Here is a 19,887-nt window from a genome sequence, read left to right on the forward strand (position 1 = left end):
GGGTGGTCTCGGTTTGGTCACCAGAGACAACCCCTTCCTGAGGGGAGTCAGTTGCTACCGAAGTCTAGACCGCTTTGCGACACGACCAAAAGTTGAGAAGGGGTGCGTCCAACATGGGGGGTGCTGTCCAACATGGAGGGTGCTGTCCACCCCACGGGGGTGCGTCCGACAAGTGGGATGAGACGCCAGAGCAGAACGATTCATTCGATCGGATGGACTTGCCGGACAGATCGAATCCGTCTTCGCACATTCCTTGTGAAGACGTCTGCACCATCGTCATGACCGTATGGTGAGATGACACAAGACCGTGACCGGCAGATACACCACCGAATCCACTACCTTGGTGTAGACGCAACAGCCGGTATGCCCGTCTCGTCGCTCATCGATCCGGCGCTCGAAGACGTTCGCGATCTTCTCGACACTGGGTTCGAGCACGGCGAAATGCTCACGCTCGTCGGTAAGTGTGCAATCGATTACGACGGACGCGCCTCGAGCCATCTCCCGCCCGGTGAACGATTGGTGATCTGCAAACCCGATGGCACATTGCTGGTCCACCGTGACGAGCAGCGAAAGCCCGTCAACTGGCAGCCGCCCGGTTCGACACACAGTGTTTGTCTCGACGACGACCGCCTCATCGTCGAGAGCGTCCGCAGTTCGCCGCACGAAGAGCTCGAAATCACGTTCAAAACGGTTGCACAGGCGTCACGTCTCGAGTTAGACGACATGTCGGAACTCGCACTCGAAGGCAGCGAAGAAGATCTCCGCCAGCGTATTCTTGCCGATCCCGACATCCTCGAAACCGGCTTCAACGCGATGGCAACCGAACGCGAGACGTCCGCCGGACCGATCGACATCTATGGCCAAGATGCTGATGGCACCCCTATCGCGGTCGAGCTCAAACGCCGCCGCGTCGGTCCCGATGCAGTCGGCCAACTCAACCGCTACGTGGAAGCGCTCGAACGAAATCGCCCGGACAAATCCGTTCGCGGCATCCTGGTTGCTCCTTCGGTGACTGAGCGCGCCAAGCAACTGCTCGCCAGCGAAGGTTTGGAGTTCGTCTCGCTGACGCCGGACCAGGCAGACACGGCCTAGTCGAGGTGGCTTCCGCGAGCTGCTACCGAGTCCTCGATATCGCGGTCCCTGACAGGGATGATCCAGGCGGGATCGAAACGTCGGTTCGACCCCGTGTCACACGACCGTTGCTCCCGTTCGATACGATATACAGCAACGGAATCGTCGTTTCAAGTCTGACAATCGTCGCGGCAGCGTCGTCGTACCGATCAGGTGCAAGTCCAAATAACAGGACTGGCATTGTTGGGCTTGGGACAGCGCATCGATGGTCTCAGGGGCATCCACACAAGAACAGGAACAGCGATGACCGCCTACCGTTTCCGCGTCAAGTTCGACCCTGATCCGACATCGTTGTGGCGGGATGTTGTCGTTGGTGCGGACAGTACGATCGTCGAGTTCCAGTCGGTGATCAATCCAGCAGTCGGGCTTGATCAGGGACATCTCTGGTTCATGGGGAGCGACGAAGACTACTGGAACAGCGATGTCAAATACCAGTGCCCGCAAGAATACGAGGATTCGCTCGGGGGCGATCCGATTTTGCGCACTGAACGAATCGAGAACGCAGGGGAAACGACGATTGGCGAACTGACACGACAGTTGGGACTAGAGCAGTACGATCGAATCTGCTATCTGTACGATTACGGCGATGAGTGGCGTTTCTACGCCATCTTGAAAGAGATCATCTCCGACGAATCGAGTGAGAAAGACCCGGACGTCGTGAAAGAGAAAGGCGATTCGGTCGATCAGTACGACCTGTCGGATGCAAACGAGAGTGAGATGCCCCTTCCTGAACCACTCTGGTCGGTGCTCCCCGAAACGGCTGTGCCTGTCGGGGATCTTCGGACACTGGAAGACCGCGACGAGATCGCCCACGTCGTCATTCTCCTGAGCCTCGAAACTGGCTTCGGTGCCGTTTCCGAGCGGTTCATGATACAATTCGACGATGCTGGATATGTCCTTGAGAACTTTCAGCCTGGCTGGCAGATCGTTGAGGAAATCGATGGAGAGGACAAGACAGAGGAAGAACTCCTCGCGGACCTTGCGTCAGCAGCGCGTGACTGGCACGCTGAAATCGCGGAACTATCGGGTGCAATGACAGGGCAGCATTTCGGCGAGGAGACTGTCGAGGCAATGCACGTGGAACTAGAAGCAGAACTCGAACGGAAAGGATACGGGCACCTGTAATCGGCTTCTGACACGCTTTCCAGTAGCAGGTGTCTGCAAACCGCGCCATCGAACGGGAAGCCCACCCTCAAACGCTCGCCGCGGTGCGTGGGCAAGTGGTAGGGTGGGGAGGATGTCACATGTGAAACCGATGCTGGAAGGGTCTCAGAATGCGAAGAACAAGCAAGATGCGGCGTGGCGGCAGTTCATCACACTGTTGGAATACAAAGGCGACCTTCACGGCACGCACGTCGTTCCCGTCGAACCGGCAGGGACCACGAAAGAGTGTTCCGAGTGCGGTGTCGAGACCGACAAACCGCTGTGGGTGCGAGAGCACTCGTGTCCGGCTTGTGGCCACGGGGAGGACCGCGATCTCAATGCGGCGAAGAACGTACTTGACAGAGGACTCGACAATCTGTGTTCAGACGACGATATAGGAGCGGGATGCTCCGAATCAACGCCCGTGCAGACTGCGCTCCCTGTGTTTGCCTCGGTTCAGGTAGATGCAAAGCGCGTTGTTGAAGCGGGAAGCCCCGCGGCTTGACCGTAAGGACAGTTCACACTCCTATTCCAGACACCACCACGCGCCGTCGAGGAAAACCATTTTATTACTGCGGCATAATCAGTTACTCGGAGAGTGAGTAACTATGGGAACGGACACGTCAACCGACGACGATCATCTCACGGACGTCCCGGATGGCTGTGGCTGCACCGAGATTTGGGAGCACCTGAGCGAACAGCGCGACGAGGAGTGAGCGGTTGGTACTCGACGTGAGGTGGTGGTCAGCTTCTCCGGCCTAGCCGTCGAACGCTTTTTCAGCACGACAAAGGAAGACGATCGTCGCCTCGACTTCCGCGTACAAGGCCGTCAGCGGGTAGAAACACACGTCGGCCTGGTGCTGATCGACCGCCTTCTCACCGCCCTAGCGAACCGCCTCGACGATCCAACTGCCAATCTCAGGAAAACGAAGCCGTGGTAATTACCGAACAGGGTCCGAATTGGAGGTACTTCTTCCGCACCGTCCCACCAACCTCCGGCGAAGGGTGTTCGCTGAGTGCGATGGGTTGTCGAAGATTGTCCGATTGTCCCGACATGGGGGCGGACGTGCCGCGTTCGATAGTAGTGGATTGGGCGGAAAACCGCCTAAACCTTCCGGCTTCGGCGGTTGCCGAAGTAATCTCACTGCGCTGTATCCACGCCCTGAAGGGCATGGCGTTAGCGCCTGCTCGAAGTACCAACTGTAAGGTTTCTCCACGCCTCCACGAGGAGACAAACCATCACCGTGACAACTTTTTTTTTTGTCATTCGTCAAGGAATTCCTCCGCCGACGGTTGTATCTTGGAAGCGACCCACTCGGTAAGGTAGGGAACATTGTCAGTCAGATCGCCAGATGACGCCGCTGCAATCGCCTCGGGCGTATGATAGCCAGCCTGGAAGAGGTGGTGACCACGAACTGGTCCGATGCCGGGGATATCGTAGATTGATGGACCGGCTACACCGTACAGCTCCAAGAGTGGTGGTTTCGCTGTTTCGGGCTCGATATCGTAGCCTTCCAACTTAGCAAGCGTTTCAGCGACTGTCTCGGTGTCGACATTGGTTTGTGAGTGAGTCGCGATTTGTTCGGCGACGACAGTTTTCTTGTCCGTCTCGGGTGTTTCCGGTGTCGTTGGACGCTGATCGATATCGTCTGTTCCGCCACTATTCTCGTTTGTTGCTATCGAATCGATGGCGGTATCGACTTTGACTTCGACTTCGGATCTGTTCTCGACGGGCTCCTGTTGTCTCGCATTATCGACTTCATCCATCTCGTGGTGGTTCGGTTCAATGGTCGCGTCACCGAGCAAGTAATCGAGCAGCGAGAGCGCGAGGCTCTTGTCGAGCGGATCATTCGCGTTGCCACAGTGCGGCGATTGGATACACGCCGGACATCCACTTTCACAGGGACAGTCGGCAAGGAGATCCCGCGTCTCTCGCAGGAGATCCTCGACGCGTTCGTAGCCCCCACGCGCAAGGCCGACACCACCGGGATACCCGTCGTAGATGAAGATCGTACTCTTGGCCGTCTGGGGGTGCAGCGGTGTCGAGAGCCCACCGATATCGCGCCGATCACACAGGAATTCGAGCGGGAATAGCGAGATCATCGCGTGCTCGACCGCGTGGATTGCGCCCTCGAATCCGTCGTCGACATCGCTCTCAGCTCTGAGGTTCTGCTTAATAGCCGGCGGAATGGTGAAATACAGCGCTCGCGTCCGGAGCTCGGTCGGCGGCAGTGGTTCAGGCAACGGAATAGGCTCACCATTGTCGTCATTGCCCTGGGTACACCGGAGATATTTTGTGACCTGCTCGCGGAATTCGATATCCGCAAACCCCACCGTGACGCCGGGATGGGTGGCGAGCGTCGTTTCATTGAGGACCTCGTTCACCGAGATTGCCTTGTCGGTGAGTGCTTGCGTGTAGTAGGACAGCTCTGTGGATTCGAGAAACGCGGTGTCACGCTCAAGATCGAGATCGACTACCTCGTATTTCTCTCCCTGATGGTGATAAATCGCGTTGGGGTGGACATCCCGGAGTGCGTCGTCATACGAGAGGCTGGCGAGATCTGTCTCATTGAGCCGATCACGGATCTGTATCTCGCGATCGTGGATAGCCCGAATGCTCATCTCGTGTTGGGGACTTCCGTCACCCGCGTAGGTCCACCGTACGCCCTTGTTCGTGTTCCGTCGTTCGAGAAGCCCCTCGCTTTCGAGTTGGGTAACGAATTCTGGGAACTTTTCACCGAAGTGCTGTTCGTCAGCGGGTGAGAGCCACGATTCTCGGGCAGCACTGAGCACGTGATCGGGCATGAGTTGGTCGTTAGAGGGGTTGACCGCCGCTTCTTCAGGATCGCCCTCGAAGAACACGTCGGGGTGGCCCATCAGATACTGGTCGAGCTGGTCGCGACCGCCGACGAGCGTTACGAGACTCGCGTCACGCCCGCGGCCTGCCCGCCCAGCGCGCTGGTGGGTCTGCATTCGCGTGCCCGGATAGCCGTTGAGGATCACCACATCGAGACCACCCACGTCGACGCCGAGTTCGAGCGCGCTCGTCGACCAGACGCCCGGGATCGACCCATCGTGGAGGCCGTCTTCGATCTCCTCGCGACGATCCTGTTTGAGTGCGGCCTGATAGGCAGTGATCGCGTTGGCGGCCTGGTGTTCGCCGCGCTTGTGGAGTTCGGCTGCCGACCACTCGGCACATCGTTCGGCCCCTTGGCGCGTCCGTGTGAATACGAGCGTCTGATATCCTCGCGTCACGAGATCACAGAATAGCCGGACGGCTTCGGCGTGGTTCGATTTGCGCTCTCCACCGGATTCAGGCTCTACTGATGTCTCAGTCTCGCCTTCGCCGCCGTCATCGACAGTTGGATCTGACTGTACGTCAGATGAGGTATCGATATCTGTCGAAGGAGGCGCTGGTGCTGGAAGCGCTTCGCCACCGTCCGACGTCATTGTCGGTGACTGTGGCTCGGGTTCAAGCTCACTCGGTGCTGGGTGTTGTGTATCGGATTCTGCTTGGGAATTGTCTTTGACTGGTGGTGGATTCCAGAACAGCCAGTGAGTCGCGCCGGTGGTGCTGGTATCCTCGTCGATGACGGAAAACGAATCGGTGGATTGGCCGGTGACGTTTCCAGCGTGTTCGGCGGGATTGCCGATAGTGGCCGAACAGCAGATGAACTGTGGGTCGCTGTTGTAGCGCTCGCACATCCGCGTGAGCCGGCGCATGACCAGCGCGATCTGGCTGCCGAAAATGCCACGATACTCATGCACTTCGTCGATGACGATGGTGTCGAGCTGGCGAAAGAACCACTCCCAGAGGTGATCGTGCGGGAGAACGCCATAATGCAGGAGGTCGGGCGTCATCAAGACGATATGCGGCTGGTCGCCCCGCACGGCGCGTTTTTCAGTCTGCGAGAGCTGGCCGGTGTATTGGCCCACGTCAACGGTGGCTCCAAGGCCGAGATCATCCGTAAGGTCGGTAAAGTTCGCTTCTTGGTCGTTGATGAGTGCACGCTGGGGCGCGATATACAGCGTCCGCCCGTCGTGATCAAGCGCGCGCTCGACTGCGGGGACAGTGTAGATGAGACTTTTCCCGCTGGCGGTTGGCGTGGCGATGACGGCATTCTCGCCGTCGCGGATCGCGTCGATCGCAGCCGTCTGATGCTGGTAAAACTGATCGATCCCTCGCCGCTCAAGCGCTCGTTCAAGCCGGGATTCGACACCTACATCGCCATAGCTCCCTGTCCGACCCTCCATCACCTGATGAATTTTGATCTGGTTGCGGTAGTATGGACGGTTGCGGAGCCAACCAACGATTTCGTCCACAGGCTGTATACTCAGCCGTGAATGTTAATGATTTCGGGTATTTGTCCACAGAGATAGTGAACCGCCTCGGAAATGCACTTCAAACACCGTTCGATTCATGGTCAAGCAACCGTCGCTTGAGATCGACACCACCGGGAGCAGAATATCCGCCAAGTTCGCCACCACTTCGGAGCACTCGGTGGCAGGGAACGACCACCGTCACCAGATTTCGGCCACAAGCACCTCCGACTGCGACCGGTGCAGTATCGAGTGCTGCTGCGATTTCGCCATACGTTCTGGTTTCACCGTACGGAATCGTCAGTAATTGCTCCATTACGGCTCCGGTGAACGTCTCTGGTATCTCTATCGAGAGATCGAACGTTTGTCGTTCATCATGTTCGTATTCACGGAGCTGTCGACGGATCTCGGTGGGCGATTCCTCAACGTGTGATTCATCAATTTCGACTGTACCGCCCAAGATCTCGACTTGCATATGCTCTCCATCGGCCCTTGGAGATGTAGATTCTCCGGTTACACCAACCCCCTCTGCGAACCTGCAAAGCTGAGTTGTATGCTCTATTGGAAATGCAGTATGGCGTCGGGACCGGGGCTCGAAACCAGGTGAATCAAACGTCTCTCGTCATTCTGATATCCGTATTCTTTGAAGACTGCTCTGGCTGACAATTCGTTGATCGGAGGGAACGCCGGATAGCCACAGTGCTGGGTCGGGTATAGCATTGACACAATATCATCAAATTCACTTATTCTGGGGTGAGAGAATGTTCTAGTACTCCTCGACCGAATCCCCGCGCCATCGTCCAATTTCAATAGAACAGAATACTCATGACAGCACCACAGCCCGCCGCGAACCGAGTGCGTAGCCCACTCAGATGACGCTCGCGGAGTGGGAGCTGAAACCACTCTGGGAGACCGGATTCCCTCCGTGTAGGATTCACCCGCCTTCAGACGGTGTGAGGATATCACAGTTCGTGGCCACAGTTCGGACAGAACGTCTCGTCGCCGTCCAGCAGATGGAGACACTCGACACAGAGCCGGTTGCTCGGTGACGTGGCGATGTCCTCCAGAAAGTCCATGGCTGTCCGCGATTCGACACCTGGCCCATAGCCACGAGCGTAGCCGGGAAGCGTCGAGGCCCACTGGACAGTTCCCTCGGCATCGACGATCGCGATGTTGCCGGCGATGTCGAGTGACCCGTAGTGTTTGAATCCCTCCGATGGTGTCGGTTCGATAGTTCTGTTCAGATCTCGATTTCGTTTCAAATCGCGCTCATAAACCGCTTCGGGAGAGGAGTCTCGTACGTCGCCGGGGAACTCCGTAATCGGGCCATGCTGTTCGTCGATGCGATCGATCTCGACAGTGATGGCATGCTCGTCGTGCAGCGTCCCCAACAGTCGGAGCATCTGCTCATGTAGCTCCTGGATATCCGCATCCGCGTAGTAGCGCACCTTCATCGGTCTGACTCTGTCTCATCTGTGGCCGCAATACGATCCGAGAAGCTGTCGGCAAACCACTCGTTAGCGAGCTCGCTGGCACGATCAACCATCTGTTCGTGGGCCATATCTTCGGACGCGAAGGAGTCATAGACACGCCACTGATCGACAGTCGGATCGAACACGATCACGTAGGTCGTCGCCTCCATATTCAGCAAAAAAGCCTCGATCACACCGGGTGACGAGCCGGGAAACCCCATCGCGCCACGGATCTTCGGGTTATCGCTCTCACCGATCTGTTTGACGATGTCGTCAGTGATCGGCTGGTTCGGGAGAGAGGAGAGGAATGTGGGTGCAGTGTCCGAATCATCAGTCATGCATCTCGTTTCGTGGAGCGTCGTCTTGAATCCGATGGCTACACAACGCAGACCGCGACAGGCGGGAGGGCGATCAATGCTCCAACAATGTGTTCGTATGGGTCGAGAGTGCTCTCACTCCTTGCTGCCAGAGTGTGAGAACAGCGCGGCTATTCCCGTGTGGCGACGTCGGAATCGGCCGGATCAACGGTGTGGCGCTCACCGGCGTAGATGTCGGTGTCGCTCGGAGCGGACAGATCGAGCGGTTCACTGTCGAGATCGCGCTTCAGTAGGCGGAATCGTTGGGCGGTGTCGGCTCCGACGAGCTGCTTGACTGTCTCGAAGTCCAATCGATTTTCGTAGTACTCGTTGGCAACGATCTCCTGAAACGAGTCGTCGTTAGCGATTTCGTCGACATACTCGCGGAGCGCCTCATTGAGGACGTCCGTCCGATCTTTCTGAAACAGGGTTGCGATTGCGTCGACCCGTTCGATGAGGTGCTCGGGCGAGTGAAAGTGGACACGTTGGGTCTCTCGATCAGCGCTCATCGGTCTATGCACAATCATACACACTATTTTATAAATGCTTACACGTCTGATTGGCCGAGAGGCATCTTGAATCCGACGGCTACACAAAACAGACCGCGACAGGCGGGAGGGCGATCAGTGCCCCAGCAATATGTTCGCAGGGGTCGAGAGTGCTCTCACAAGAACAGTCGTGGCCGGTGATCGCTCCGTTCTCGAACCAAAGATCGAATCCAGCATTGGATTGAGCGTCGTACCCATCCGCATCGCCTTTGTGCCCACCGCCATGATGCACGCGAAGACGACCGGCGTCAACAAGGGCGTCGCCATGTCGGTATGCCTGGTCGGAGACAAACGATCGAATTTGGGAGTCCGTGATGGATTTGTCGGTCAAGGGGGCGTGTCGTGCGAGATCATCGTCCTGTATAGTGACCTCCGGTGCGCCGTCGCGTGGAACCGGTGCAGGTCCTGGTCGGCCGCGTTCCCGTATCGCCCGTTGAGTGGCCCGTGCTGAGATCTCCGATGGATCATACGTCCAGTTGGTTGTCCTCCGGACGAGTGGGATGACCTCTTCGATGAACTCGCGTGCATCAGCCTCGAACAGTCCGCTGACTTCGATCTGTTGTCGCGGACGACGCTCTCTATGTAATCGCTGCCCGTTGACTTCGAATTCGACACCGCCCTTGTTGTCTGACTGCTGGGACGCGCGTGCTTCGTATGTCTCGAATACCCCTCGAAGACGATCGATGGCTGCCTTCGTAAACTGATAATCGGTGTCGGCGATCGTTACCAAGACAGTGACGTATTTGCGCTTGGGTTTCAGTGAGATGTATGGACGTCTGTCGATTCGAGCTGCCAACTGTTGGCTCGATCCGTCGTCGATGACGACGATAGGTTCGACCTCGTCGGCGAGTTGAACATGGTCGGTAACCGTCACTGAGTCATCGACAGCGGTAGCTGAACTGGCATAGAGAGTGGCACAGATCTTACAGACGATTGTATCCGTGTGTCGGTCGTGTACAAGCGTGTCCACGTCGCTCTGACACCATCTACAGTCGTCGATGGCTCCGTCGTAGTCGCTCCACTCGATGTCGCGGTGTGTGGTTGTGACCTTCCAGTGTTCGATAGCGTCGCTAGCCTGTGTGTATCGGTCGGTAACGGCCGCTTGACAGGCATCACACCATGTCGGATCATCCATCGTGGGATGACAGAGACGAACTCCATCGTCTTCGTGCGTGAATCCGTCGTCAGGCTTTGCTTCGATGGTTTCATGCGCGGTTCCACCAGTCCCACAGCGAGCCATCACGAGGTGCCACTGATCGTCGTCTCGACGTTCGAGTTCCATTTTCGGTTGGTATTGATCTGCCGACAACGTTAATCGATCGGCCACGTTTCCCGCACGGTGTCTCGTGCGTTCCGGAATTGATCGCCGAGCACATCCCTTGATATCCATCCACGACCGAACCAGCAAGGATTCAGGCTTGTCATCGGGGCAACACTGAAGTCTTACTGCTCAAAATACCAACCATGACCAGCTACATGTTCCGCGTGTGGCTGTTGCCGCATCCGCCACTGGAGTTCGAACCCGACGAGGAGGTCTGGCGCGACATCGAGGTAGACGGCTCACAGACATTGAACATATTTCACGAGGCGATGTTCGAGGCGTTCGACCGCTGGGAGGCCCATACCTACGAATTTCTCACCCGCGATAGGGACGGTATCTCCACCCGGAGCTACGTCCATCCACAGCTCTACGATGGTGGGTTGAGCTGGCCGCCCATGGACGATGACGAGATCGAGCGCTTCATCGAGCAGGCCGTTCCCGAGGACATGTCCGGGGAAGCGAAGGATCGGTTCCGGGACCTACAGTCTGATCCACCGTCGGAAGGCAACGCTGCCGAGACGACGATCGAGGAGATCGACCCCGAGCAGTTGGGGTCGCTAACCTACGTGTTCGACATGGGCGATAGCTGGGAACACTATATCGAACTTCAGGAGACCCGTTCGGAGTCGTTGGACGGTGACCCTACCGTCGTCGACAAACAGGGCACTGCACCGCCTCAATACCCCGATCTCGACGAGTAATACCGTCTCGTTGGCCGGTCGGCGCTCCCGATATCGATTTGGATAGCAATAGCGAGACCACGTCCGAAGAGCAGCCGGCCGTGTTCGCAACACAGACGACAGCCGAGAGCGGGTTCCGTCCCGATCGGAAGTTGACTATTTCATCCCGAGATAGATTTATTGAAGGGTGCGGATACTTCCAAGAGCGGAACGACGCCGAAACGGAGTATGCCTACGAACCGCACACATTCACCTCAAAGAATCCGACGCGAGTCGTTTGGGAGGTGATGTCGTTTCTTTCTTCCAGAATATGACACTCTCCCATCGCAAGCCGCAGCTGCCCAAAAGAAGAAAACGGTTGCAACGCATGGAAGCGAATATCGGCAATATGGAGTATCCGAGTCACGAGGCAATACGCTCGCTTTGTACTCACCAGTCCTACGAGCGTGGTGTCAACTATCACGACCAGGGACGGGTTCGAGAACTCACACTCGACGGCGCGGAGCTCACGGCGACGGTTCGTGGAACGCACGACTACGAGATCTCGATCACCATCGACGACAGCGTTCAAACCTACTTCTGTAGCTGTCCGTACGACTACGCAGGTGCATGCAAACACGTCGTTGCGGTACTGCTGGCGGCCAACGAGCGAGAGCCGGCACAGACGCCAAGCGATGACAGCCTCCAGGCGGGATCGCCGGACCCCATCGCGACCGACGTACAAACACTCGTGGAGGAGACTCCCACTGCGGATCTCCGGACGTTCCTCCAAAATCTCATTGCGGACGACCACGACATCCGTGACCGCTTCGTCGCGTTCGCTGGCGACGACACGGAACACACCGTCTACGACTACAAAGAAGAGATCAACCGACTGTTCGAGAACGCGCTGAGTCGCCGAGGGATGATCGAATACAACACCCATATCGATTTCTCCCACTACCACGATCTCGCGGCGACCCATCGATCTCGAGGCCATATTCAGGCGGCGACGACCATCTACCGTGCCCTCGCCGAGGCGATCCGCGAGAACATGACCCGGATCGACGACAGCGGCGGCTACTACGGCCGGAAACTCGAAGAAGCCATCGACGCATACGCGGAGACGATCGACGAACAAAATCTCGATCCCGACGAAAAACAGGCCTACATCGACGAGCTCGTCACGGCGTTCATCGAGGCCGACTACGCGTTCGTTCGTGACGACTATGACGACGCCTTGCGGACGGTCTGTACGACGACGAGCGATCTCGAACATTGGTTCGATCGTCTGAATCCGCATATAGCAGGCGTTTCGATCGAACGCACCAGTAGCGACGACCCAGCAACGGCGACCGCGGCGGATACCAATCGGCCACACGGTGAGACGGCCTCAGAGCCGAACGACGATGCACGGACACCGCGCGAACCACCCGACGGAACACTTCATGCATCCGATTTCACCGCTGGGCCGCTCACCATCGAAGAGTTCACCGGTGAAACGCTCGATGTGGCCCATCTCACCGTCGGACCGCTCGAACTCCAGTATTTCGTTGGGGATGCCTTCGAGAACTTCCACGTCGATGCTCCCACGACGGTCGAAGAGCACACTGCCGATATCACACCATCCGAATCGGAGACGTCAACGTCGGGGTCGCCCTCGTCGCTACGGACACGACGGGTGTTGTCCTCGTATCTGTATCTAGCCGACCAACTCGGCGACGAGGAGACGGTGCTGTCGGTGTACGACGACATCTATCTCGACAATGCTCGATTCTGCAAACAGTACGCCGAGCAACTGATCGATCGTGGCAACGAGGAACGGGCACTCCGCGTGGTTGAGGACGGACTCGAGACGTTCGGATCCACGACGGCGCTGCAGTGGCTTGCGGCCGATCTCTATCGAGAACGAAACACGACCGCATATCGCGAGACGCTCGAACGTCTGTTTCTCGACCATAGCGAGTGGGACGCCTACGACGAACTGAAGGCGTCGTGTGACGACGAGAGGTGGGATTCGATCTATGAGGAGATCATCACAGCAATCGCGGACAACGACCACCGGCGACTGATCGATGTGTATATCCATGAGGGTGAGCTCGAAGACGCGTTTGCAGCAGTGGAGAACAGCGAGAACCTCACGTGGTTCCAGCAGTACGCACAGACGGTTGCCCAGGTCGATCCGGACGCGTATTTCGAGGCATACAAGGAGCTCCTCGTCCCGTTTGCCGCCGGAGAGACGGGTCGCCGTCACTACCGGGAGATCGTCGATCATCTCGAAGCAATGCAAGCGTTCGCGTCTGCGGATCGATTCGATGCGTTCGTCGAAATGTTGAAGGACACCCACTCGAACCGACCAGCCTTTCTCGACGAACTCGACAAGGCGGGATTTTGATGTCGACGGCTGGCCTGGAACGGAACGAATCGATCCAAGCCGATCGAATTTCAGTCTCTCCACATTTCAACTAACATACAGCGCGGAGTCTCCTTCCTCAAGGAGCGGGGGAGTTCCGACAACGGTCGGAACGGAACCGCGAGTAGGGAGGTGAGGAGCGCGTAAGCACGGGTCTCTGACTGTGCAACCGCTGTTTTCCCGGTATCAACGGTCCGACTCCCCAAACGGAATTTTTAAGTACCTTTGGTGTGTCTTTGAATCATGGAGGTGCGTCGTACAGCGCCCGTGAAACTCGCCGTTTCCGACGAACAACGTGACGCACTCCACGAAACCAGAGACCAGTTCCTTTGGTGCGCAAACCGTGCCAGCGAACAGTGTTGGAACAAGTACGACCGCGACGAGTGCATAACCAACAAACGCACGGCACAAAACGCGCTCTACGACGAACTCCGCGAAGAAACCGACTTAACCGCGAACCTCGTCATTGGCGCGATTTATCGCGCCGTCGAAGCTGTCAAGGGCTGCGTCGAACGATGGAAGAAGCGACAACGTGTCTCCCAACCCGAGTTTACCTCATGGTTCATAGACTACGACAAACGCTCTTCGACCATCCACCGCAACGAAGCATCCCTCTCGACGCACTCCGGGCGCGTCGAGTGCCCGTTTGTTCTGCCGTCGGACAGCCCGACGCCCTACGAACGGTACGTCTTGAACGAGGACTACGAACTCCGCACGAGTACGGTTCATTATGACAATGTGACCGGCGAGTTCTCCCTGCACATCACGACACGACGGTTCGATAGTGACGAAGACGCCGACGGTTCGACAGATACCGAGCACCAAAACCGGACGGTCCTCGGTATCGACCTCGGCGTGAACTCACTGGCCGTCGCTTCGACGGGTACGTTCTGGCAGGGTGACGATTACGACCACTGGGTGAGAGAGTTCGAGAAACGCCGCGCGAAGATGCAACAACGCGGTGGGCAGGACGCCCACCGCGCGATGGCACGTCTCGGCAAACGCGAACGTGCGTGGCGCAAGCAATATCTCCACACGACGGCGAACGAAATCGTCACGGAAGCGGTCGAGAACGACTGTTCGACCATCGTGTTCGAGGAACTCGACGGCATCCGCGAGCGCCTGCCGTTCGCGGAATGGCACCATGTTTGGGCGTTCCGGCGGCTATACGAATATGTCGTCTACAAAGCGCCCGAGCGCGGTGTCTCGGTCGAACAAATCGAAACGGCGTACACCAGCCAGCGATGCTCAAAGTGTGGTTTCACGCACGAGGACAACCGTGACGGCGAACACTTCTGTTGTCAGAAGTGCGAGTACGCGGTGAACGCGGACTACAACGCAGCGAAGAACATCGGGCTACGGTATGCCCGCAAACAGTACCACAGCCTCCGGTCCCGGCAGAAGTCCGGGAGCGGAGACGCACCAGTAAACGTGCGTATAAATCGTGGGACGATGACCGACGACGGTCCCCGGCCGATTGCCGGAGACTGATCGTTGGGAGTCCACATGAAAGCCCCTCCCTCCGGGAGCGAGCGCAAGCGAGCGAGCAGGGAAGGGTAGTTTACTCTCGAAGATAGTTGTGGCGAAGCTGGTCGAGATACTGTTCGTCCCACTGTTTCGAATCTGCGTAGTAGCTGAAGGCGGTGTCGACGTACTCGGACGGAAGAATCTCGTGGGACGCAAGCTCACAGAGCACGTGTGGCGTTGTGAACAGCGTATTGCGGTCATCGAGTGCCAAACTCACGAACAGATAGTTCGTCGAGTTGAACTCATCGGTGATGAACAACGACGCTTCGAGATCGTTCGCTAACCAGATCCCATCTGACTCGCCCTGGTCAAGCCCATAATCGAGTGGGTCGTCGATTCTGGCATCAACATCGCATGTCGTCAGGTGGTGAGACGCGTTCAACACTAGGTCAGCGGCCGCCGAGAGTAGATCACCGCTTCCCGTCGCCGTACTCAGTTCACCAACGACGCTCGTAGGGACGTGAACGTCATAGGAGACGAGCAATGCTTTGAGCGGGTCAGCACCGGTTGGAGCCGCTGGGCGTCCATCGACGACTGGTGTTGCAAGGTTCAACAGGACGTTGGTGTCGACGACACAGAGTGGTTTGTCGGCCACTGTTAGGTGGTTGATTCAGCATCGTCGGTGTCGCCTGGCATCTCAGAGTCACCCTGCCAGACGGGAACGTCGCCGTCGTAGAACTCGTCATCGGTGGGGAGATCCGCTTTCAGCTGGGGTTCGGGTGGATCTCTATCGATCGATGCTCGAAGGAGTTGCATGCGCATGGCTTCCTCCTGGCCGAGAACAGATTGCACAGTCTGAAAGTCGATTCGCTCATCGTAGTAGGCGTCTCGGAGACGAGTTCGGAACCCGTCCTCAGTGACGAGGTCATCGAGTTCGTCTTGGAGAGCATCGATGAGAAGTCGAGTGCGGGAGATGTCGAGCAACTCGGCGACAGTGTCGGCTCGCTCGACGAGCGAAGCGGGTGCGTTGAAATCGACTCGAGTTTTCTCTTCAGCCATAGTCATGTGTAGAGTTTACACATGGATAACTGTTCTCCCTCTATCGTCGACAGGAGGGGATCTCTGACGACCATTCGGTAGCGGGCAGCGTTTGGTGGACAAGTTTCTCGCCAACAGCGTCGCCCGCCCAAAGGAATCTGACTGCCAACTGATTGTCAGAGGATATGCCGTTCCGGTCCCGTTCAGCGGTCCGAACGTTCGGGTGCAGGAGTACCTTCTATTCGATGCATCCAGACCACCAAAAATACCGAAGTGGATGGCTGGTAGTATTCCCGACTGTCATGTCATTGCTTGAATGTCTCATGGGAGAGGACACACCGGACGAACAGGGTAGGAGACTCCGCACTACCGATTAGTTGAGGAGTCTTAGTATCACTTATTCGGCTCGCAACCATTGTGTCTCTCAGATGCGGATCGAGTTCGACGGGGGTACGCTCCTGCTGCGGGGAGTCAATGGGGATGTTCCGTACTCGGAGTGGGATGATCGGGTTGAGGACTACCGTGCGCACGCGTATCGGTACCGCTCCCTGCTTGAATGGGCCGACGCATGGGACGGTGCGACCTCTAGCACCGCTGCAGAGGCGTCAAACCACCAAGAGACTATCCAGTCGACCACTGTCGCAGTCGAGGATACCGCCCGAGCCTATCCACAGCTTGCACTCGATCCCGCGCTCCAGATCGAGCCACGCGAGTACCAGCAGGCAGCACTCGATGCATGGCGGACTCATGACCGTCGTGGCAGCGTTGTCCTTCCAACTGGGAGCGGGAAGACGTTTCTCGGCATCCAGGCCATTGCGGATGCTGGTGTCGGGACGCTCGTCGTCGCGCCGACGATCGATCTGATGAACCAGTGGCACTCCACCCTCACCAACGCCTTCGGTGACCAACTGCCACATCGGACCGGGGAAGGGCCCGAACAGTCGATCGGCGTCCTCGGTGGTGGGAGCCACGAGATCAGACCGATCACGGTGACGACCTACGATAGCGCCTATCGCTACATCGACGAGTACGGCGACCGGTTCGGGCTGCTGATCGCGGACGAAATTCACCATCTACCAGCCCCGACCTACAGACAGATCCCCGAAATGACCATCGCGCCGTATCGTCTCGGACTCACCGCCACCTACGAGCGCGCCGACGACGCCCATGAACTCCTCGAGGACACCGATCTCATCGGGCCGGTCGTCTATGAGGAGGAAGTCGACGAACTCGCTGGCGAGTATCTTAGCGAGTACGAAACCATCCACATGCAGGTCGAACTGACTGACGACGAACGCTCCCAGTACGACGAGGAGTACGGCATCTATCGCGAATATGTCGATACGCACGACTTCGACCTCTGGAAAGCCGAGGGCTATCAGGAATTCCTTGCGCACACTTCCTACGATTCTGACGGCCGTCGAGCGCTGATCGCCAAGCAGCGTGCTGAAGAACTCGCACGCACCGCGGCGAAGAAACTCGACACGCTCGACACGCTGCTCAAGCGCCACCATGACGATCGGACGATCATCTTCACCGCGAACAACGACTTCGCCTACGAGATCTCCCAGGAGTTCATCGTCCCGTGTATCACCCATCAGACGAAAACCGACGAGCGCACGGAGATCCTCGAACGGTTCCGCACCGGCGAATATTCGATACTGGCCACCTCGCAGGTGCTCGACGAGGGAATCGATGTGCCGGCTGCAAACGTCGGGATCATCCTCTCACTCGGCTCTGCACGTTTAAGTAGGAACGCGATGTAGACGGCAGTGACGGCCGATGCTTCCGATTACGGACTTCCTGTCGTGCACCGATCCACTGGACGAGTTCGACTCGCTGTCGTATCACCAGATTCATCACGCCAAAACGTACGTGACTGGTCTTGCTGCGGCCCGCAGCAAGACCGTGACCGGGATCGCACGTGAAGTCCTTCCAGCTCAAGGCGACCGAGCACTCAACAAGTTCCTCACTGAGTACGACTGGAACGAAGATCAACTCAACCACGAGCGATTAGAGGAATTGCAAAAACACGGCGAGACGCGCTGGTCACAGGACGGCTACATCGTCATCGACGACTCGGTGTTCCAGCGAACCGGGAAGGAACTTCCCGGTGCTGGAGAGTTCTACGATCACACCGAAGGAGAACCCGTCTGGGGACAAGACCTCGTCTACGCATTCTATACCGACGATAAAACCTCCTATCCACTCGCATTTCGCCAGTATGAGAAAGCTGACGACGAAGACCAGGACAACGAGGAGACGAAGTACGATCTCTCCCGAGAGATCGTCACAGAACTGGAAGAAGAGGTAGGTGTACCTGCGGACACCTACCTCTTCGACTCGTGGTTCGCCCACGACTCGGACCTGATCAAGCACGTCGAATCCTACGGCAAGGACTGGATCGGACCANGTCACAGAACTGGAAGAAGAGGTAGGTGTACCTGCGGACACCTACCTCTTCGACTCGTGGTTCGCCCACGACTCGGACCTGATCAAGCACGTCGAATCCTACGGCAAGGACTGGATCGGACCACTACGGAGCAACCGGCAGGTGACCTTCGATAACGAGGAGATGCGCGTCGATGCGCTGGAAGAGCGCATCGACAAAGTAGAGCGAGANGGACCACTACGGAGCAACCGGCAGGTGACCTTCGATAACGAGGAGATGCGCGTCGATGCGCTGGAAGAGCGCATCGACAAAGTAGAGCGAGAGATCAACGAGGAAACGTACAAGATCTGGACGAAGGCACTCCCGATCTCGAAGTTAGGTGAGGTACGGCTGGTAATCGCCGAGAAAGTCACTGACGAGGACGAAAACAACCCGGTCAAGTATCTCGCAACGAACAAGATCGACGCTCCCTCTGGCCATCTCATNTACGGCTGGTAATCGCCGAGAAAGTCACTGACGAGGACGAAAACAACCCGGTCAAGTATCTCGCAACGAACAAGATCGACGCTCCCTCTGGCCATCTCATTCGGAGCTATTCGTACAGGTGGCGGATCGAGACGTTCTTCGAGGACTCGAAGCAGGATCTCGGCCTTGGAGGCTGCGAGGTGCGTGATTCTGACGGTGCCAGTCGCCACTGGCACCTTCAGATGCTGACCTACAGCCTCCTTCGCCTTGGTCCCGAATCGAGCGTCTCGGAGCGACTCGTCTCGAAAGCCTCGTCGCTCCGAGCGCAGCTCGAACACGGCCTCAAAGAGACGATCTACAANCGTGACCAGCCAGACCACGATCTCGACGGACTGATGGAGGAGATCGACCACCTCTTCCTCCATTCTGAGGGGAGTTTATGAACGTGCAGAGCCGAGTCATTTAGGGAAGTTATGAAGATAGCGGAGTGATTTTACCGTAAGTTTTACTGTAAATTCGCTCTCCTAGCGAATATGCCGCCAGATGGATACACAACTGTCACAATCAGCGATAGCGTAGCAACGAAACTGACGCGGATCATGGCGGACCATGATCACGCCAGTTACGCTGAAGCGATCGAGTACGCTGCTGATACAACTCTCATTCAAGAGGATGAAATCACCGTACAGGAACTAGTTCAGGTGGTCGACGAACGACTCGATAAGATGGACGAAACCCGTTTACCGTAGAAATTACGGTAAACATTTCAGAACTTCTCTCAACGACTACGACCGGAGTCCGCCGAACATCTTCCGCATCACTACCTGCTCGCGCAGAGCGCGCTCTGCGCGATTATTCGTCGAATCAACGTCCGGCTCCGTGACGAACGTCAACCAACTTCCCAACCCGTTCCTGATCTTCTCGGCTAACTGCGTCACTTCCTCGGTCTCGTAGTCCGCTCTGATCAACTCCTCCAGACACAGCGAGGCCTGCGCCCGCCTCCGCTCGCGGGCGGAGGCGGGCGGGTCCTCTTCGTCGAATGCGGTCAAATCCTCGTGGAGGTCGTGCAGTATCTCCGAGATCGGCTCAGCCTCCTCGTGCCGTTCAGCTACGTACTTCGCCTCTCGTAGAAGGTGCGCCCAGCACCGCTGGAGTTTGCTGT

Annotated in this window: 16 protein-coding genes and 4 pseudogenes; 11 read left to right on the forward strand and 9 right to left on the reverse strand. The window is 57.3% G+C overall.

The features are described from left to right. The first annotated feature begins 363 nt into the window (after positions 1-363). From nucS to C451_RS22335, 4 genes and pseudogenes are all read left to right on the forward strand, one after another. A complete protein-coding gene (nucS, locus tag C451_RS20180; protein WP_007743686.1) occupies positions 364-1,092 on the forward strand; it encodes an endonuclease NucS in 729 nt (242 codons plus the stop codon). Between the two features lie 282 nt (positions 1,093-1,374). Further along, positions 1,375-2,256 (forward strand): IS1096 element passenger TnpR family protein, encoded by an 882-nt coding sequence (locus C451_RS20185; protein WP_007743688.1) that lies wholly within the window; start codon positions 1,375-1,377, stop codon positions 2,254-2,256. A 121-nt stretch (positions 2,257-2,377) separates the two neighbouring features. After that, positions 2,378-2,779 (forward strand): annotated as a pseudogene (locus tag C451_RS20190) (RNA-guided endonuclease InsQ/TnpB family protein); the annotation flags it as partial. 235 nt (positions 2,780-3,014) lie between these two features. Continuing rightward, complete coding sequence (locus C451_RS22335; RefSeq protein WP_007743694.1) at positions 3,015-3,215, forward strand: hypothetical protein; 201 nt, start codon at positions 3,015-3,017, stop codon at positions 3,213-3,215. 322 nt (positions 3,216-3,537) lie between these two features. Here C451_RS22335 and C451_RS20195 read toward each other — a convergent pair whose 3' ends face one another. The 6 genes from C451_RS20195 to C451_RS20220 form a co-directional block, all read right to left on the reverse strand. Further along, positions 3,538-6,528, reverse strand: coding sequence for a DEAD/DEAH box helicase (locus tag C451_RS20195; RefSeq protein ID WP_007743696.1), 2,991 nt, complete (start codon positions 6,526-6,528; stop codon positions 3,538-3,540). Between the two features lie 148 nt (positions 6,529-6,676). After that, positions 6,677-7,069 (reverse strand): methylated-DNA--[protein]-cysteine S-methyltransferase, encoded by a 393-nt coding sequence (locus C451_RS21385; protein WP_007743698.1) that lies wholly within the window; start codon positions 7,067-7,069, stop codon positions 6,677-6,679. A 487-nt stretch (positions 7,070-7,556) separates the two neighbouring features. After that, on the reverse strand, positions 7,557-8,048 hold the full coding sequence (locus C451_RS20205; RefSeq protein WP_007743699.1) for a zinc ribbon domain-containing protein: 492 nt from the start codon (positions 8,046-8,048) through the stop codon (positions 7,557-7,559). Further along, the gene (locus tag C451_RS20210) at positions 8,045-8,404 is read right to left on the reverse strand and encodes a hypothetical protein (protein WP_007743700.1); all 360 of its coding nucleotides are present in this window, start codon (positions 8,402-8,404) and stop codon (positions 8,045-8,047) included. The genes C451_RS20205 and C451_RS20210 overlap by 4 nt, the downstream gene beginning before the upstream one ends. Before the next feature lie 149 nt (positions 8,405-8,553). Further along, positions 8,554-8,931, reverse strand: coding sequence for a hypothetical protein (locus C451_RS20215; RefSeq protein WP_007743701.1), 378 nt, complete (start codon positions 8,929-8,931; stop codon positions 8,554-8,556). A 79-nt stretch (positions 8,932-9,010) separates the two neighbouring features. Further along, a complete protein-coding gene (locus tag C451_RS20220; RefSeq protein ID WP_007743702.1) occupies positions 9,011-10,252 on the reverse strand; it encodes an SWIM zinc finger family protein in 1,242 nt (413 codons plus the stop codon). Between the two features lie 182 nt (positions 10,253-10,434). On the opposite strand from C451_RS20220, the gene C451_RS20225 reads away from it, so the two are divergent. The 3 genes from C451_RS20225 (at position 10,435) to C451_RS20235 (ending at position 14,854) form a co-directional block, all read left to right on the forward strand. Beyond that, positions 10,435-10,992, forward strand: a complete 558-nt coding sequence (locus tag C451_RS20225) for an IS1096 element passenger TnpR family protein (RefSeq protein ID WP_007743703.1) — start codon at positions 10,435-10,437, stop codon at positions 10,990-10,992. Positions 10,993-11,359: 367 nt separating this feature from the next. After that, complete coding sequence (locus tag C451_RS20230) at positions 11,360-13,345, forward strand: SWIM zinc finger family protein (RefSeq protein WP_049913310.1); 1,986 nt, start codon at positions 11,360-11,362, stop codon at positions 13,343-13,345. Between the two features lie 261 nt (positions 13,346-13,606). Further along, positions 13,607-14,854 carry an RNA-guided endonuclease InsQ/TnpB family protein gene (locus C451_RS20235; protein ID WP_007743705.1) on the forward strand — a complete coding sequence of 416 codons (1,248 nt, stop codon included), beginning with the start codon at positions 13,607-13,609 and terminating at the stop codon, positions 14,852-14,854. Between the two features lie 70 nt (positions 14,855-14,924). On the opposite strand, the gene C451_RS20240 is transcribed toward C451_RS20235, so the two are convergent. After that, positions 14,925-15,485, reverse strand: coding sequence for a hypothetical protein (locus tag C451_RS20240; protein ID WP_007743706.1), 561 nt, complete (start codon positions 15,483-15,485; stop codon positions 14,925-14,927). A 2-nt stretch (positions 15,486-15,487) separates the two neighbouring features. Continuing rightward, positions 15,488-15,889: a hypothetical protein gene (locus C451_RS20245; RefSeq protein WP_007743708.1), complete on the reverse strand. Its 402-nt coding sequence runs from the start codon at positions 15,887-15,889 to the stop codon at positions 15,488-15,490. Between the two features lie 407 nt (positions 15,890-16,296). On the opposite strand from C451_RS20245, the gene C451_RS20250 reads away from it, so the two are divergent. The 4 genes and pseudogenes from C451_RS20250 to C451_RS20270 all read left to right on the forward strand — a co-directional run bounded on the left by C451_RS20250 (position 16,297) and on the right by C451_RS20270 (position 19,474). Continuing rightward, positions 16,297-17,634 carry a DEAD/DEAH box helicase family protein gene (locus C451_RS20250; RefSeq protein ID WP_007743710.1) on the forward strand — a complete coding sequence of 446 codons (1,338 nt, stop codon included), beginning with the start codon at positions 16,297-16,299 and terminating at the stop codon, positions 17,632-17,634. Positions 17,635-17,650: 16 nt separating this feature from the next. Beyond that, a pseudogene (locus C451_RS20255) lies at positions 17,651-18,274 on the forward strand (transposase); the annotation flags it as partial. 1 nt (position 18,275) lies between these two features. Then, a pseudogene (locus C451_RS21395) lies at positions 18,276-19,168 on the forward strand (transposase); the annotation flags it as partial. Positions 19,169-19,258: 90 nt separating this feature from the next. After that, the gene (locus tag C451_RS20270) at positions 19,259-19,474 is read left to right on the forward strand and encodes a hypothetical protein (RefSeq protein WP_049913308.1); all 216 of its coding nucleotides are present in this window, start codon (positions 19,259-19,261) and stop codon (positions 19,472-19,474) included. Between the two features lie 39 nt (positions 19,475-19,513). Here the strand turns inward: C451_RS20270 and C451_RS20275 are convergent. Beyond that, positions 19,514-19,887 (reverse strand): annotated as a pseudogene (locus C451_RS20275) (IS66 family transposase); the annotation flags it as partial.

It is taken from the genome of Halococcus thailandensis JCM 13552, from assembly GCF_000336715.1.
GTDB lineage: Archaea > Halobacteriota > Halobacteria > Halobacteriales > Halococcaceae > Halococcus > Halococcus thailandensis.